This window comes from Amycolatopsis sp. cmx-11-32 (genome assembly GCF_047608695.1).
Taxonomy (GTDB): domain Bacteria; phylum Actinomycetota; class Actinomycetes; order Mycobacteriales; family Pseudonocardiaceae; genus Amycolatopsis.
Genome location: NZ_JADNQN010000007.1, coordinates 156,393 through 171,970, shown reverse-complemented (window position 1 = coordinate 171,970; position 15,578 = coordinate 156,393). Strand labels below are relative to the sequence as shown.

The following is a 15,578-nucleotide window of genomic DNA, read 5'->3' as shown; positions in this document are numbered from 1 at the left end:
CTGCCCCCGGACGAGATGAACGGGACTTTCCTTGCAAATTTTGCAAGGAAAGTCCCGTTCATCTCCTGCCCGGGCGACCGATTACCTCTTGCGCTTGCCCTGCGGACGGCCCTTGTGGGCCTTCTGGTTCCGCGCCGGGACGCTCGCCGCGGCGGCGTACGCCTTCTCCTTGCGGAGTTCGGCGGACAGGGCGTCCTCGTCGTTCGGGTCGAAGTCCGCGTCTTCGCGATCGACGGCCTTGCGGGCCTGGTTCGCGCGCCGCGCGGCGACCCTGTCGGCCTGCTGCCGGAACTTCGGGTCACGCATCTTGAAGTCGACCAGCAGCGGCGTCGCCAGCGCGACCGACGACAGCACGCCGACCACGGTGCCGGTGAGCTGCACCAGCGCGAGTTCCTGCAGCGTGCCGGTGCCGAGCAGAAGGTAGCCGATCACCAGCAGGCCGAGGATCGGCAGTGCCGCGATCAGGGAGGTGTTGAACGACCGCATCAGCGTCTGGTTCAGCGCCAGGTTGGCCGCTTCCCCGTAGGTCCGGCGGGTCAGGCCGAGCAGGCCGCGCGTGTTCTCGCGGACCTTGTCGAACACCACCACCGTGTCGTACAGCGAGAAACCGAGAATGGTCAACAGACCGATCACCGTCGCCGGAGTGACTTCGAAGCCGATCAGCGAGTACACACCTGCCGTCACCACGATGTCGTTCAGCAGGGTGACCAAGGCCGCGGCCGCCATCCGGGGGTCGAAGTACAACGCCAGGAATAACGTGACCGCCAGCAGGAACACGCCGAGCGCGATCAACGCCTGCCGGGAGATCTCCCCACCCCAGGAAGCGCTCACCGCGCTGTCGCTGATCGCGCGGACGCTCGCCTGTCCGTCGGAGCCGATGGGCCCGAGCTTTTCGAACAGCGCCTGCTTGACCTTGCCGACCGAGGCCGCGTCCAACGTCTCCGACCGGAGCTGAATGGTCGAGGCGGCGCCGGTTCCGACCTTCTGCACCTCGTTCGCGGGCTTGCCAAGAGCGTCCCCGAAGACCTCCTTGGCCTGCTCTTCGGAGATCTGCCCGTTCTTGCCGTTGGCGGGCATCTGAATCTGGGTGCCGCCCTCGAAGTCGATGCCGAGGTTGAAGCCCTTGACACCCATCGATGCGATGCACACCAGCACCAGTGCGCCGAAGAACAGATACCAGCGCTTGCGTGCGCCGACCACGTCGAACGCGCCGGTGCCCACGTACATGCGGCGGAAGACGCTCTCGCGCTTGGTCGCGGTGGTGTTCTTGTCGTCGACCACGGTCACGCCTCCTTCACGTTCGGACGGCCGGGGACGGGGCGAGCGGCCTTGAGGTCCGAACCCACCTGCTGCACGGCGCCGAGACCGAGGTTCTTGGGATTGGACAGGAACTTCGACTTCGACCGCGACACCATCACGACCAGCGGGTGCGTCACCAGGTAGACCACGACGAGGTCGAGGACCGTCGACATGCCGAGAGTGAACGCGAAGCCCTTCACGTCACCGACGGCCAGCAAGTAGAGGACCGCCGCGGCGAGGAAGCTGACCGCGTCCGCCGCGAGAATCGTGCGCTGGGCACGGGACCAGCCACGCGGAACCGCGGAGCGGAACGACCTGCCGTCGCGGATCTCGTCCTTTAATCGTTCGAAGTAGATGACGAAGGAGTCCGCGGTGATACCGATCGCGATGATCAGGCCCGCGACGCCCGCGAGGTCGAGGGTGTAGCCGATCCACCGCCCCAGAAGCACCAGGACCCCGTACACGATCATGAACGACAAGCCGAGCGACAAGATCGTCAGGACGCCGAGCAGCCGGTAGTAGAACATGCAGTAGATGAACACGGCCAGCAGGCCGATACCGCCGGCGATGAGGCCCGCCTGCAGCGACGCGAGACCCAGCGTCGCGGACACGGTCGTCGCGTCCGAGGACTCGAACGACAGCGGCAGCGAACCGTACTTGAGCACGTCCGCCAGGTCCTTCGCCTCGGACTGGCTGAACCGGCCGGTGATCTGGGTCTGACCGCCCAGGATCGCGGACTGGATGGTCGGCGCGGAAACGACCTGCGTGTCGAGGACGAACGCCGCCTGCTTCTGGACGTTCTTCGAGGTGAAGTCGCCCCAGATGCGGGAGCCGTCACCCTTGAAGTTCAGGTTGACGACCCACTGGGAGTTCTGGGTGTCGTAGGCCGAGGAGGCGTCGGAGATCTCCGTACCGGGGAGGAACTCCGGCTCCAGCAGGTACTTCATGGTGTTCTTGTCACCGCAGGCGACCAGCGGCCGGTCGCCGAGGTCGTTGCCGACCAACGGGTCCGACACCTTGGGGTCACAGTTGAGGGCCGCGAAAGCCTTCTCGGCGGCCGCGGCCTGCTTCGCCTGGTCCGTCGACAGCAGATCGGGGCTCTGCCGGAGATTCCGGGCGTCCTCGATCTCCTTCTTGGTCTGCTCGTCGGAATCACCAGGCTGCTGCGGGGCGCCGGCGGCACCACCGCCACCGTTGGCCGGGCTGCTCGGCGGAGCGCTCGCGCCCGGGGCACCCGACGACGCGGGCGGCGCCGACGAAGGCGCGCCCGAAGTGGGCGGGGGCGACGGCTGCTGGGCCGGGGTCACCGGCTGCGACGTCACGACCTTTCGGAAGCCCAGCTTCGCGGTCTTGCCCAGGGTCTTGGCCTGGTCGCCCTGTTCACCGGGAACGGTGATCACGACGTTGCTGCCGTCGAGGACCACTTCGGTGCCGCTGACGCCGATACCGTTGACCCGGCGCTCGATGATCGAGCGTGCCTGTTCGAGGGACTCTCGCGGAGGGTCGCCGCCGTCAGGATTACGGGCGGACAGGGTGACCCTCGTGCCGCCTTGCAGATCGATGCCGAGCTTCGGCGTCGGCTTGCCGCTTCCGGTGAAGAACACCAGGGCGTACAGCGCGACCACGATCAGGGCGAAGAAGGCGAGATAGCGTCCCGGGCGGAGATGCCCGGCCGGTGCGGCCACTGTGCTTCGGTCTCCTCGGACGGACTGGGTGTTCCCCAATGGACTTGGCTGTTCACTCACCGGACGGGAGTCCGGTGGTACCGCGAACCTGCCTCGACGACGATGCCCGGTGAACGGGCACGACTATGACGACGGACACGCACGCAGCACCGAGACAGTACTCGGTGCTGCGTGAGCCCGGCGTTGCCCCCGCACCTACGAAAGTCTGGTGTCGGGGATGGCCTTGGCCCCTTGCCGGCGGAGCTGAAACGGCCCCACCAGAAGTGACCGGACTCGAACCCGCCCCGGCCGAAGGCCCCGCTATCGCGGTGCCACGGCGCCCTGTCCGCCGACTGTGGGCGGACAGTCCAGACTGCGCCGTGGCGACGTCGATCGCGGTCGCGGGTTCACCGGATGTCCCGGTGCTACTTCTTGCCGTGCTCCAGCGGAGGAGCGATCTGCGCGCCGGACTTCTCCTCGACGCGCTCTTCGTCCTTCGACTCGACGACCGGCACTTCGACGACCTCATCGGTGTCGAGAATGTCCTCGTCCGTCTCGACGACCGGCTCGATCTTCTCGCGAACGGCCTGGCGGAGCCAGGTGGTCACGACGCCGGGGGCGATCTCGAGATCGATCGTGGTGTCGGCGGAAGCGTCGGCGACGGACGCGTAGAGACCAGAGGTGGTCATCACCCGGTCACCGGGAGCGAGGCTCGAGAGCAGCTCCTGCTGCTTTGCCGCCGCCTTCTTCTGCTTACGGGTGCCCATGACGAGCGGGATCGCCACAACGAGCATCAGGAGCAGCGGCAGCAATAACTGGTTCATGACTCTCCATTTCGAGCGGACGCCGCGCGGTGCGCTGTTATGTCCGATTTGGCGGGGTGTGCTCTACCCGAGTGTGCCAGGTGCCAGCGGAAACTCCACCACCACCCGTCATCACCATGGGCCTCGTACGGCGTTACCGGTCCGGTCAGTCCTGGTCGAACAGGTTCGGGCCACCCTGCTCGCCGCGGGTGGCACCGGCCGGGGCCGGGAGGCCGAGGTGTTCCCACGCGGCCGCTGTGGCGACCCGGCCGCGAGGAGTGCGGGCGAGCATACCGGCGCGGACCAGGTAGGGCTCACACACCTCTTCGACGGTAGTCGGTTCTTCCCCGACCGCGACGGCCAGTGTCGACACACCGACCGGGCCGCCGCCGAAGGAGCGGACCAGCGCTGTCAGCACCGCGCGGTCTAGCCTGTCGAGGCCGAGTTCGTCGACGTCGTAGACCTCCAACGCGGCGCGCACGACCTTGCGGGTGGCGTGCCCATCGGCGCGGACCTCGGCGTAGTCGCGCACCCGGCGCAGCAGCCGGTTCGCGATCCGGGGCGTGCCCCGCGAGCGGCGCGCGATCTCGGCGCCGCCATCGCGATCGATGGGGATCTCCAGGATCGTCGCCGCCCGGCGGACGACGAGTTCGAGTTCGCTGTCGGAGTAGAACTCCATCTGGCCGGTGAACCCGAACCTGTCACGCAGCGGGCCGGTCAGCGAACCGGACCTGGTGGTCGCCCCGACCAGGGTGAACGGCGCGATCTCCAGCGGGATGCTGGTGGCACCGGGGCCCTTGCCGACGACGACGTCCACGCGGAAGTCCTCCATCGCGAGGTACAGCATTTCCTCGGCGGGGCGGGCGATCCGATGAATCTCGTCGATGAACAGGACATCGCCGGGCGCGAGGTTGGACAGCATCGCGGCGAGGTCGCCCGCCCGTTCCAGCGCCGGACCCGAGGTGATCCGGATGGCGGCGTTGAGTTCGGCCGCGACGATCATCGCCATACTCGTCTTGCCCAGTCCTGGCGGGCCCGAAAACAGGACGTGGTCCGGCGGCACACCCCGGCGTCGCGCACTCTCCAGTACGAGTTCGAGCTGTTCACGCACCCGCGGCTGACCGATGAACTCGTCCAGTTTGCGCGGACGCAGCGTGGTCTCGACCTCTCGTTCGCCGGTCTGCGGCAGCGCCGAAAGCGTCTCGTCGTCGGCCTCGAAATCCGTCACGGCCTCATAGTCCATGTGGCGAGCTACCGCTTACGCCCGAGGGTGGCCAACGAGGCGCGCAGCACGGAAGACGTCGTGTGCCCGTCGCCCTCGCCGAGCACCTTGTCGACGGCCTGTTCGGCCTGTTTGGCCGGGAACCCGAGACCCGCGAGCGCCTCGATGACCTCTCCCCGCAGCGCTCCGGGCGCGGTGACCACCGGTGAGCCGTCGGTGGGGCCGGCGAGCGCGGTGACCTTGTCGCGCAGTTCGAGCGTGAGCCGCTCGGCGCCCTTGCGGCCGATGCCGGGAACCTGGGTGAGCACGGTGATGTTGCCTTCGACCAGCGCGGACCGCAGTTTGTCCGGATCGAGGACGGCCAACGTCGCCAACGCGAGCCGCGGGCCGATCCCGGAGACCGTCTGCAGCAGGCCGAACAGTTCGCGGGCGTCGGCGTCGGCGAAACCGAACAACGTCAAGGAATCCTCGCGGACCACGAGCGCGGTGTGCAGCATCGCCTCTTCGCCGCGGCGAAGCGTCGCGAGGGTGGCGGGGGTGGCCTGCACGGCGAAGCCGACTCCCCCGACTTCGATCACGACGTGGTCGAGGCTGATGGAAAGGATTCCTCCGCGTACCGAGGAGATCATCGAGCCGCTCCCTGCGTTTTGGCTTCGTGTTTTTTGGCGCGCTGTGCCGCGGCGGCGAGCCTGGCCTTGTGGTTCTTGGCGAGCTCGGCCGCCCTGGCTTCGGCTTCGGCGAGCCGGACACGCATCGGTTCGCGCCACAGATGGCAGATGGCGAGCGCGAGCGCGTCCGCGGCGTCCGCCGGATGCGGTTTGACCTCGAGGCCGAGCAGCCGCATGACCATACCGGTGACCTGCGCCTTGTCCGCGCGGCCGGAGCCGGTGACGGCCGCTTTGACCTCACTCGGCGTGTGGAACACGACCGGCAACCCGCGTTTGGCCGCGGCGAGCGCGACGACACCGCCCGCCTGCGCGGTACCCATCGCGGTGCGCACGTTGTGCTGCGCGAAGACACGTTCCACCGCGACGGCCTCGGGCTTGTAGCGATCCATCCACCGCTCGGCGGCGTCGGAGATCCCCAGCAGGCGGACGGAAAGGTCGGCATCGGGCGGCGTCCGCACGACGTCGACGGCCACGGCGCGGACGACGCGACCCGTGCCGCCGTCGACCACTCCGAACCCGCACCTGGTCAGACCGGGGTCGACCCCGAGTACCCGCACGCGTTTCCCTCCGCTGCTCCGGCCGCTACGGCGAACATCAGTTCGAGCCTGAGGCTACCCGGAGCGATCGACGGCAGGATGGAGACATGCCGAGGCCTGCCGACATCACCGCACATCTGGGTCTCCAGCCGCTGCCCGTGGAGGGTGGCCGCTGGGCACAGAGCTGGCGCGACGAGACCGCTTCCGCGATCTATTATCTGTTGGAGCCGCCGGAAACCTCGGCGCCGCACCGTTTGGACCGGCTGGAGATCTACGCCCATCACACCGGCGCCCCGGTGCGGATGCTGCTGCTGTTCCCGGACGGACGGATCTCCCGGCCGGTGCTGGGGCTGGACGTCGCGGCCGGTCAGCGTCCGCAGGTGGTGGTGCCCGCCGGGGTGTGGCAGGCGTCCACGAGTACCGGTGAGTGGAGCTTGCTCGGGACGGTCGTGGTGCCGCCCTATACGGACGACTGTGTGGAGTTCCGTTCCGCCGCTGCTTTGGCCGCGGAGTGGCCGGGGGCCGCCGAGGACCTGGCGCCCTGGCTTGCTTGAGCCCGCGTGCGGCTGGTCGCACGCCAGTCCGTGAAGGACTCCTTGAGGGACCCAGAGTCCCTCGAGGTTCCCCTCCACTCGCCTTGAAACGTCACTTTTGCACCAGCAGCACCAGCAGCCGCTGGTGGCGGTCCGGGCTTGGCATCGCCTGTGCCTGCGAGGGGCCGAGTGGGGAGGATTTGGGACGTTCAACGTCCGGAATCTTCCCCGCTCGGGCGTGTGCCGGGGGATATGTCCCTGAACCTCTGTTCACGAAGCTCCGCCACCGGAGCGGCCTCGCGACGGTGGAGGAATGGGGACACTGAACGTTCCCATTCCTCCACCGTCGATGCCGGCAGCCACCCGAATCGCCACTCGCGACAGGTGGACCGCGAACCTCAGGGACCGTCGACGCCCGGCGTCCAGCTCTCCGGGTCACCGGATTCGGTCAGCACCGGCTGGTACCGCGCGAAGCCCTCCGGCGCGTCCGGGTGCCACGGGAAGTGCCCGTCGGGCGTGGCGACGATCATCTGCAGGGCCGGGAAGTCCCCGTCCGGGTAGATCAGGAACGCGCTCCCGAAGTACTCGGGATAGTGCCCCTTCGCGACCCGTTCGAAAAGCACCGGCGCGCCCTCGAAGAAATCGTCGTAGCGCCTGCCGACCTCGAAGATCTCACCGGCGGCCGCGCGGTCGACGTAAGCGTCGAGCAGGACCGGCCCCATGTGCTCGGGCAGGCCGATCACGACCGCTTCCGCGACACCGTGCAGCGCCCAGGCGCACGCGGTGAAGCAGAAGGCAGCTTCCTCCTCGTCCCCCTCGACCGCGATGACCGCGTTCCCTCTCGCCTGCGCCTGCGACTCGATCCACTGGATGAGTTCGGATTCTTCGGCGGTAAGGGCATCGGCTTCGGAGGTCGTCACGCGCGACATTCTGCCCCACGTCCGCGTCTGCACCTAGTCCCGGCACGGATTTTCCGCGGCATGGCGGGAAAAACGATCAGCCGACCTCGGCCATGACCTCGTCGCAGACGCGGAATCCGGCACAGTGCGTAAACGTTCCGCACGTCGTCACGAACAACCGTCAGCCAACCTCGGCCATGACCTCGTCGGAGACGTCGAAGTTCGCGTAAACGTTCTGCACGTCGTCGCAATCTTCGAGGGCGTCGATGAGCTTGAAGACCTTCTTCGCACCCTCGACGTCCAGCGGGACGCTGACCGACGGCAGGAACGTGAGATCCGCGGACTCGTACTCGAAACCGGCCTCCTGCAAGGCTTTCCGGACCGGGACGAGGTCCGTGGCCTCGGAGACGATCTCGAAGTTCTCGTCGAGGTCGTTCACCTCTTCGGCGCCCGCGTCGAGAACGGCCATGAGGACGTCGTCCTCGGAGGCGTCGACCTTGGGCATGATCACGACGCCCTTGCGGTTGAACATGTAGGAGACCGAACCCGGGTCGGCGAGCGAGCCGTTGTTCCGGGTGAGCGCGGTCCGGACCTCCATGGCGGCGCGGTTCTTGTTGTCGGTGAGGCATTCGATCAGCACGGCCACACCGTTCGGGCCGTAGCCTTCGTAGGTGATGGTCTGCCAGTCGGCGCCGCCCGCTTCTTCACCGGCGCCGCGTTTGCGCGCGCGCTCGATGTTGTCCTGCGGGACCGAGTTCTTCTTGGCCTTCTGGATGGCGTCGTAGAGCGTCGGGTTGCCATCCGGGTCGCCACCGCCGGTCCGTCCCGCCACCTCGATGTTCTTGATCAACCGGGCGAAGAGCTTGCCGCGCTTCGCGTCCAGGTTGGCCTTCTTGTGCTTCGTGGTGGCCCACTTGGAGTGGCCGCTCATCTCTCCTCCATCTACTCCTGTGCCCGCCGCTGAGCACAGTGTCGGTTTTGCCTAAGCCTGCCGCACGAGGTCGACGAACAGCCCGTGCACGCGCTCGTCCCCGGTGAGTTCGGGGTGGAACGACGTGGCGAGTACCGCCCCCTGCCGGACCGCGACGATCCTAGCGGCCGTGTCGTCCGATCCCGGCATTTCGGGGACGCTGGCGAGTACCTCCACCCCCTCGCCCGCCTTTTCGACCCATGGGGCACGGATGAACACAGCGTGCACCGGGCCGCCTTCGATGCCGGTGAAGTCGAGGTCGGCCTCGAACGAGTCGACCTGCCGTCCGAACGCGTTCCGCCGGACGACGACGTCGAGCCCGCCAAGTTGCCGCTGGTCAGGGCGTCCGTCGAGGGCTTGACGGGCGAGCAGGATCATCCCGGCGCAGGAGCCGAACGCGGGCAGTCCGTTCGCGATGCGCTCGCGCAGGGGTTCGAGCAGTTCGAAGGTCTCCAGCAGCCTCGACATCGTGGTCGATTCGCCGCCGGGCAGCACCAGACCGTCCACTTCGGACAGTTCGCTCGGTCGGCGTACCGGCAGGGCCCGCGCACCGGCGCGCTCCACCATCTCGGCGTGCTCCCGCACGTCACCCTGCAGTGCGAGCACGCCGACCACCGGCCGTGCCCCCGTCGCGATCGCCACCCGACCTCCCGAAAGACCTTCCCCCCAGCTTAGGCCGTGTCCGATAAGGCTGTTCGATGGGCTTCGTGATCCAGGTGGTTCCTGACGGTGCGGGCGGATCGGCCTCGTACCGGGTCGTACTCGGCCGCATCCGCCCGTGCCGTCAGGGACCACCTGGGCGCGAAGACCGCGAACAGTCCCGGGGAACAACCAGGTCAGGGGACCCCGGCGAGCCTCAGCAGGGCGGCGGTCGCGGCGGCGGCCACGACGACCAGCGCGAACGGCGCCTTGCGCCAGGCGAGCACGCCGCCGACCAGGACACCGGCGGGCCGGGCGTACCCGGCGAACTCGTGCCCCTCGGTGAGCGCGGCGACCGCGACCAGCGCCGCCAGCAGGACGACAGCCGAACGCGCCATCAGTTTCTCGGCCTTGGGCGACACGGTGAACCGGGCTTTCAGTACCGGTCCCGCGAACCGGAAGGCGAAGGTTCCGACGGCGAGCACACCGCCCGCGATGATCAGTTCGAGCGGATCCATCAGCGCACTCCCTCGGGTTCACGTTCGGCGGGTTCCTTCGCGGCCACTCCGGCCAGCACGCCGACCAGCGCGAGAAGCACCGGGAGGCCGGCGGGCAAGAACGGCGTCGTGGCCAGTGCGACGGCCACCCCGACGAACACGGGCAGCCGGGTGGCGCGGTCGCGCAGTGACGGCAGGACCAGCGCGAGCAGGACCGCGGGGAAGGCCGCGTCGAGACCGAAGGCGTCCGTGTCACTGATCGCGGTCCCGGCGAACGCCCCGGCGAGGACGCCGACGTTCCAGCACACGAACAGCCCGATCCCGCACACCCAGTAGGCGGTGCGACGACGGGCCTCGTCACGCTGGGCCAGCGCGAACGCGACCGATTCGTCGATCATGAGGTGACTGCCGACGACCCTCGAAGACCACCGCTTTCCCAGGACGTCGCCGATCGCGAAGCCGAACGGCAGGTGCCGCGCGTTGGCCAGCAGCCCGGCCGCGACGGCCGCGACCGGGCTGCCACCGGCGGCGATGATGCCGACGAACATGAACTGCGAGGCACCGGCGAAGACCAGCACCGAAAGCAGCATCGGTGCCCAGATCGGGAAGCCGGAGCTCACGGCGATCGCACCGTAGGAGACGCCGACGATGGTGTCGGCGAGGCAGACCAGTCCGATGTCACGGAGAAGATCGCGCCCCAGGACACGGGTGGTTGTTCGCCATATCGAACGCATAGCATCATACAATGAACGAACGTACCCGCGTTCGTCAAGGCGAACGCAACGACCGATGGAGCGAACGCATGTCCCCGACCGCGTCCGAAGGCGCACCACTGGACGTCATCGCCACGTCACTGCGCCGGGAACGCGCCCGCACCGGGCTGTCCCTCACCGAGGTCGCCAAACGCGCCGGCATCGCGAAGTCCACGCTCTCCCAGTTGGAGTCCGGGGCAGGCAACCCGAGCGTCGAGACGATCTGGGCACTGTGTGTCGCGCTCGACGTCCCGTTCTCCCGGGTGGTCGAGCCCGAGCGCCCCCGTGTGCAGATCATCCGCTCGGGCAGCGGGCCGACGGTGTTCGCCGAACACGCCGACTACGCGTGCACGCTGCTCAGTTCCTGTCCGCCCGGAGCCCGGCGCGACGTCTACCTGATCCGCGCCGAGCCCGGGAAGCCCCGGCTCTCGGATCCGCATATGAGCGGCATCGTCGAGCACCTGATCCTCAGCGCCGGGCGGGCCAGGGTCGGGCCGCGGGACGACCCGGTCGAACTGCTGCCCGGCGACTACATCTGCTACCCCGGCGACATCCCGCACATCTTCGAGGCGCTCGAGCCGGGCACGTACGGCGTCGAGATCGCGGAGTACACCTAGTCACGCACCTCAGCGGGCTCGGCCTCTTCGGTGACATCGGCGAGTTTCCAACCACCCTTTCGCCGCAGCACCAGGAGGTAGTACCCGATCGACAGCAGGGCGACGCAGGCCGTGACGATCAGGCTCGGCCGTCCCACCGCCGGGTCGAGCAGGTTCTGGTAGACGACGAACACCAGCACGGCGAGCGCCAGCACCGGCGCGACCGGGAACCAGGGCATCCGGTACTTGGCGTGGGCGGTGGCGCCGGTGCGGCGGCCGACGATCGCACCGAGGCACAGTGCCGCGTAGACCGCCACGATCGACGTGCTCGTCACCACGAGCAGCAGTTTCGGGTCGACGAAGCACAGCAGCGCGGCGACCAGGCCGGTGCCGACGGTGGCCACCCACGGCGTCCCGAACTTCGGGTGCACCGCGGCCAGCGCCCGGTTGACCGGCGACGGCCACGCGCGGTCGCGGCCACTGCTGAACAGCATCCGCGAGCTGATCAGCACGATCGCCAGCACCGCGTTGATGATCGCGAGCGCGACCGCCAGGCCGAGCACGGTGTCGAGCGTTCCGCCGCCGCGCGAGTCGATGAAGTAGGACAACATGTTCTCCGAGGCGAACAACGCGTTCAGGTCGGGCGCGCCGAGCAGAACCGCGGTCACCGGGATCAGTTCGGCGAGCACCGTGATACCGAGCGCGAATAGGATCGCGCGGGCGATCCCGCGGGAAGCGTCCTGCGTCTCCTCGCCGAAGTACACGGCCGAGCCGTAGCCGTTGTAGGCGAAGATCGCGATCGAGGTGGCGATCGCGATGGCGCCGACCGTCGCCGGGCTCCCGTCGGAGGCGACCGGATGCGCGAGCAGTTCGCTGAACGACCGCGCCGGATTGACCAGCCCGAGTGCGCTGACCACGATCAGCGCGAGGATCTCGATGGCGAGGAAGACACCGGTCACCCAGGCGTTGAGCTTGATGTCGAACACCCCGACGACGGCCGCGACCACGCAGGTCACGGCGGCGATCACCGGGCCGGGCACGCCGGGCATGAGCACGCCGAGGTAGGTGCCGACGCCGAGCGCGATCACCGCCACGATGAGCACCTGCGTGATGATCATCAGGCCCAGTACGGCGAACCCCGGCAATCGGCCGAGCGTGCGGGTGACGATCGCGTATTCCCCGCCCGCCAGCGGGAAGGCCGACGCGAGTTCGGCGTAGACGAAGGCCATGAACACGCCAACGACGGCGGCGGCCACGAAGCTGTAGAAGGCGCCCGTCCCGGCGCCGGAGATCACCCCCGGCGCGATGATGAAAACCGAAGAGGCTGGACTGATCGCGGAAAGCGTGATGAGCAGCGTGCCGAGGGTGCGTAGACCGCGGCGTAGGGCGGGAGTGGACACGGCCGACCTCCTGGAAGGTGTGTTCTTTGAGTCTCCTTCGAAGAACTGTTGAGCACGCATCAAAGGCTCTTGGCGGTGTGACGTCAAGGCCTGATCCGGATCAGGCCTTGCGTTTTTTGAAGAAGGTTCGAAGAATGAGGGTATGGCGAGACCGAGCAAGGCACCGGAGCGACGGGCCGAACTGATCGAGGTGGCCAGACGTGCCGTCCTCGAACGCGGTGTGCTGAACCTGCGGCTGCGGGACATCGCCGAGGGCGCGGGATTGTCGTCGGGTTCGGTCCTGTACTACTTCCCCACCCTCACCGATCTGCTCCAGGAGGTGCAGCGCGAGGCGGTGGCACGCTTCTGCTCGGCGAGGGAACAGGCCGCGAGCGCGAAGACGGCCCCTGGCGAGCGACTGCTCTCGATGATCCGAAGCGGCCTGCCCACCGGCCCCGACGACGAACTCTGCGTGCTGCTCTACGAACTCGGCACGATCGCCCGCCGCGATCCCGTATACGCCGCGCGGCACATCACGCTCTACGAGCAGCAGGTGCGGATCTACACCGGAATCCTCGAAGCCGGCGCGGCCACCGGCGAGTTCGCCCTGACCGCGGACGCGGTGTCGATCGCGCGGAACCTCGTCGCGCTGGAGGACGGCTACGGCCTGCACCTCACCCAAGCCGTGCCGACACTGGAAACCGCGACGGCCGAAGCGATGTTGCTGTCCTACGCCCGTACCGCCACCACGAACCCCCTGGAGGAACGTTCATGACCCGCGCCCGCGATCTGGGTGTCCCCCTGCCCGGCCGGACCGGCGAGCACAACGCGCTCACCGACGTCCCCGGCGTCGAGATCGGCTTCACGACGCTCGTCGAAGGCGAGTCCGTGCGCACCGGCGTCACCGCCGTGCTACCGCGCGGTCGCGAGGATTTCGCCGTGCCGTGCGCGGCCGGGACGTACGCGCTCAACGGCAACGGCGAGATGACCGGCACCGCTTGGCTTGCCGAGACCGGTTCGCTGACGTTGCCGGTGCTGATCACCTCGACCCACGCGGTCGGCGCCTGCCACCGCGGCGTGATCGACTGGGTAGTGCGCGAACGGCCCGACGTGGCGGCCGAGTGGCTGCTGCCGGTCGTCGCCGAAACCTGGGACGGCTACCTGAACGACAGCACCGCGCCGACCATCCACAATGGACACGCCATCGACGCGATCGACGCCGCGCGTACCGGGCCGGTCGACGAGGGTTCCGTCGGCGGCGGAACCGGGATGACCTGTTACGGCTTCAAAGGCGGCACCGGCACGGCCTCCCGGCTGGTGTCCTACGGGAGCGACGAGTACACCGTGGGCGTGTTGGTACAGGCCAACTTCGGCTCTCGTCGCGAACTCACCGTCGCCGGTGAGCCGGTCGGACTCGAACTGAGCGCGGACAACCCGATGGAGGAGGAATGGGCGGCGCCGTCGGGCGCGGGGTCGGTGATCGTGATCGTGGGGACCGACGCTCCCCTGCTGCCGGGCCAATGCACCTCGCTCGCGCGCCGGGTCCCGCTCGGCCTCGCCCGCACCGGCACCGCGGGCTCGCACTTCTCCGGCGACCTCTTCCTCGCGTTCAGCACGGCGAACCCTGGCTCGCTCACCAGCCGCTTCCCCCGGACCGAGGAAGCCGAGTACGAGAACCTCCGGTTCGTTCCCTGGGGCAGGCTCGACCCGTTCTTCGAAGCCGTGGTGCAGGCGACCGAAGAAGCCGTGCTCAACGCGCTCGTCGCGAACGAGGAGATGACCGGCCACCGAGGTCACCGAGTCCCCGCACTGCCGACAGCACGCTGGCGCGACTGAGCGGGCCCTGCTCACGGGAGCCGATTCCGGGGGAATGCGCGGCGATTCCCGATGCCGCGCCGCGGCAGAAGCGATCCACTGATACATTCGCCGACTGTTTTCGGCCGTGCTCGGATAACGACGAACTCTCCCTTTCCGTCGTAAGCTTGGCCGTCGAATTCGGGGCGGTTGCCTGGGCTAGGCTCTGCGCATGGTGACGGAAACAGACCTGGCACTGAATGACGGCCGCACGTTGCACGTCTACGACACCGGCCCAGGCGACACCGAAACGCGACTTCTCGTGTTCTGGCATCACGGCACCCCGAACGTCGGCGCGCCACCCGAGCCGCTGCTCGCCGCCGCGGCCGAACGAGGCGTGCGGTGGGTATCGCACGATCGGCCCGGCTACGGCGGATCGACACCCCACCCCGGCCGGGTCATCTCGTCGGTGGCAGCCGACGTGGCCGCGATCGCCGACGCGCTGGGCGTCGAGAAGTTCGCGGTGATGGGGCATTCCGGCGGCGGCTCGCACGCGCTGGCGTGCGCCGCGCTGCTGCCCGAGCGCGTACTGGGCGCGGTCTGCGTTTCCGGGCTGGCCCCGATGGGAGTCGAGGGACTCGACTGGTTCGCGGGGATGACCGCCTTCGGTGAGGGAAGGCTTCGCGCCGCTTCGGAGGGGCGGGCACAGCTGGAAGACTTCCTCTCCGACAGTGAGTCCGACCCGGACGAGTTCACGCCCGCTGACCACGACCTGCTTTCGGGCGAATGGTCTTGGTTGGGTGAAGTCGCGGAGAAGGCCATCCAGGGTGACCCCGGCGGCATGATGGACGACGAGCTGGCCTATGTCGCGGAGTGGGGTTGTGACCTCGGGCAGGTGCGTCCGCCGGTACTGCTGATCCACGGCGGCCAGGACCGGATCGCGCCCAGTGCGCACGCCGAATGGCTGGCGAACCGGTGCGATTCGGCGAAGCTCTGGCTGCGGCCGGACGAAGGGCACATTTCGGTCCTCGGCTCCGCGGTCGAGGCGCTCGACTGGCTTTTGCAGGACACCGCCCGGAATTGACGCCGCTGGCCACCCGGGTGCGATGGGGATCGAATCCCGTCGCGCCCGGCGGGGGCGCGAACGCGTCGGGCACTCGTGAGCCCCACGTCTTCCCCCGTGCCCTTATCGGCCTCGGTGCTGGGAGTATCACCCGATCAAGGTCACTTTGGGTCACGTCCGTCCCGGTCCCGCACCTCCTCGAGACCTCCCTTATTTTGGCCACGTAAGACCCTTGACGCTAAAGGGATCACTCTGCGAATTGCA

The 15,578-nt window shown here is 68.3% G+C and carries 17 protein-coding genes; 5 read left to right on the top strand and 12 right to left on the bottom strand.

Annotated features, from left to right (window positions below):
- Positions 1–81: 81 nt before the first annotated feature.
- From secF to ruvC, 6 genes are all read right to left on the bottom strand, one after another.
- Positions 82–1,227, bottom strand: coding sequence for a protein translocase subunit SecF (gene secF / locus ACM6LR_RS22600; protein WP_414940458.1), 1,146 nt, complete (start codon positions 1,225–1,227; stop codon positions 82–84).
- A 56-nt stretch (positions 1,228–1,283) separates the two neighbouring features.
- Positions 1,284–2,984, bottom strand: a complete 1,701-nt coding sequence (secD, locus tag ACM6LR_RS22595) for a protein translocase subunit SecD (protein ID WP_414940401.1) — start codon at positions 2,982–2,984, stop codon at positions 1,284–1,286.
- A 404-nt stretch (positions 2,985–3,388) separates the two neighbouring features.
- A complete protein-coding gene (yajC, locus tag ACM6LR_RS22590; RefSeq protein ID WP_414940400.1) occupies positions 3,389–3,787 on the bottom strand; it encodes a preprotein translocase subunit YajC in 399 nt (132 codons plus the stop codon).
- 145 nt (positions 3,788–3,932) lie between these two features.
- Positions 3,933–5,009 carry a Holliday junction branch migration DNA helicase RuvB gene (gene ruvB, locus ACM6LR_RS22585; RefSeq protein ID WP_414940399.1) on the bottom strand — a complete coding sequence of 359 codons (1,077 nt, stop codon included), beginning with the start codon at positions 5,007–5,009 and terminating at the stop codon, positions 3,933–3,935.
- Positions 5,010–5,017: 8 nt separating this feature from the next.
- On the bottom strand, positions 5,018–5,617 hold the full coding sequence (gene ruvA, locus ACM6LR_RS22580) for a Holliday junction branch migration protein RuvA (RefSeq protein ID WP_414940398.1): 600 nt from the start codon (positions 5,615–5,617) through the stop codon (positions 5,018–5,020).
- A complete protein-coding gene (gene ruvC / locus ACM6LR_RS22575; protein ID WP_414940397.1) occupies positions 5,614–6,213 on the bottom strand; it encodes a crossover junction endodeoxyribonuclease RuvC in 600 nt (199 codons plus the stop codon). Before ruvC ends, ruvA begins: the two co-directional genes overlap by 4 nt.
- Before the next feature lie 86 nt (positions 6,214–6,299).
- Here ruvC and ACM6LR_RS22570 point away from each other — a divergent pair, with 86 nt between their 5' ends.
- Positions 6,300–6,746, top strand: coding sequence for a cupin domain-containing protein (locus ACM6LR_RS22570; protein ID WP_414940396.1), 447 nt, complete (start codon positions 6,300–6,302; stop codon positions 6,744–6,746).
- 377 nt (positions 6,747–7,123) lie between these two features.
- Here ACM6LR_RS22570 and ACM6LR_RS22565 read toward each other — a convergent pair whose 3' ends face one another.
- The 5 genes from ACM6LR_RS22565 to ACM6LR_RS22545 form a co-directional block, all read right to left on the bottom strand.
- Positions 7,124–7,654: a DUF4262 domain-containing protein gene (locus ACM6LR_RS22565; protein ID WP_414940395.1), complete on the bottom strand. Its 531-nt coding sequence runs from the start codon at positions 7,652–7,654 to the stop codon at positions 7,124–7,126.
- 151 nt (positions 7,655–7,805) lie between these two features.
- On the bottom strand, positions 7,806–8,555 hold the full coding sequence (locus ACM6LR_RS22560; RefSeq protein WP_414940394.1) for a YebC/PmpR family DNA-binding transcriptional regulator: 750 nt from the start codon (positions 8,553–8,555) through the stop codon (positions 7,806–7,808).
- A gap of 51 nt (positions 8,556–8,606) precedes the next feature.
- Positions 8,607–9,236 carry a pyridoxal 5'-phosphate synthase glutaminase subunit PdxT gene (gene pdxT / locus ACM6LR_RS22555; protein WP_414944444.1) on the bottom strand — a complete coding sequence of 210 codons (630 nt, stop codon included), beginning with the start codon at positions 9,234–9,236 and terminating at the stop codon, positions 8,607–8,609.
- A 194-nt stretch (positions 9,237–9,430) separates the two neighbouring features.
- Positions 9,431–9,751 carry an AzlD domain-containing protein gene (locus ACM6LR_RS22550; protein ID WP_414940392.1) on the bottom strand — a complete coding sequence of 107 codons (321 nt, stop codon included), beginning with the start codon at positions 9,749–9,751 and terminating at the stop codon, positions 9,431–9,433.
- A complete protein-coding gene (locus tag ACM6LR_RS22545) occupies positions 9,751–10,464 on the bottom strand; it encodes an AzlC family ABC transporter permease (protein ID WP_414940391.1) in 714 nt (237 codons plus the stop codon). Before ACM6LR_RS22545 ends, ACM6LR_RS22550 begins: the two co-directional genes overlap by 1 nt.
- Before the next feature lie 68 nt (positions 10,465–10,532).
- Between ACM6LR_RS22545 and ACM6LR_RS22540 the strand changes: the two genes are divergently transcribed.
- Positions 10,533–11,099, top strand: coding sequence for a helix-turn-helix domain-containing protein (locus ACM6LR_RS22540; protein ID WP_414940390.1), 567 nt, complete (start codon positions 10,533–10,535; stop codon positions 11,097–11,099).
- On the opposite strand, the gene ACM6LR_RS22535 is transcribed toward ACM6LR_RS22540, so the two are convergent.
- On the bottom strand, positions 11,096–12,478 hold the full coding sequence (locus tag ACM6LR_RS22535; protein WP_414940389.1) for an APC family permease: 1,383 nt from the start codon (positions 12,476–12,478) through the stop codon (positions 11,096–11,098). The genes ACM6LR_RS22540 and ACM6LR_RS22535 overlap by 4 nt on opposite strands.
- Positions 12,479–12,620: 142 nt before the next feature.
- Here ACM6LR_RS22535 and ACM6LR_RS22530 point away from each other — a divergent pair, with 142 nt between their 5' ends.
- The 3 genes from ACM6LR_RS22530 (at position 12,621) to ACM6LR_RS22520 (ending at position 15,335) form a co-directional block, all read left to right on the top strand.
- Positions 12,621–13,232: a TetR/AcrR family transcriptional regulator gene (locus ACM6LR_RS22530; protein WP_414940388.1), complete on the top strand. Its 612-nt coding sequence runs from the start codon at positions 12,621–12,623 to the stop codon at positions 13,230–13,232.
- Positions 13,229–14,293, top strand: a complete 1,065-nt coding sequence (locus ACM6LR_RS22525; protein WP_414940387.1) for a P1 family peptidase — start codon at positions 13,229–13,231, stop codon at positions 14,291–14,293. The genes ACM6LR_RS22530 and ACM6LR_RS22525 overlap by 4 nt, the downstream gene beginning before the upstream one ends.
- Positions 14,294–14,483: 190 nt before the next feature.
- On the top strand, positions 14,484–15,335 hold the full coding sequence (locus ACM6LR_RS22520) for an alpha/beta fold hydrolase (RefSeq protein ID WP_414940386.1): 852 nt from the start codon (positions 14,484–14,486) through the stop codon (positions 15,333–15,335).
- Positions 15,336–15,578 lie beyond the last annotated feature (243 nt).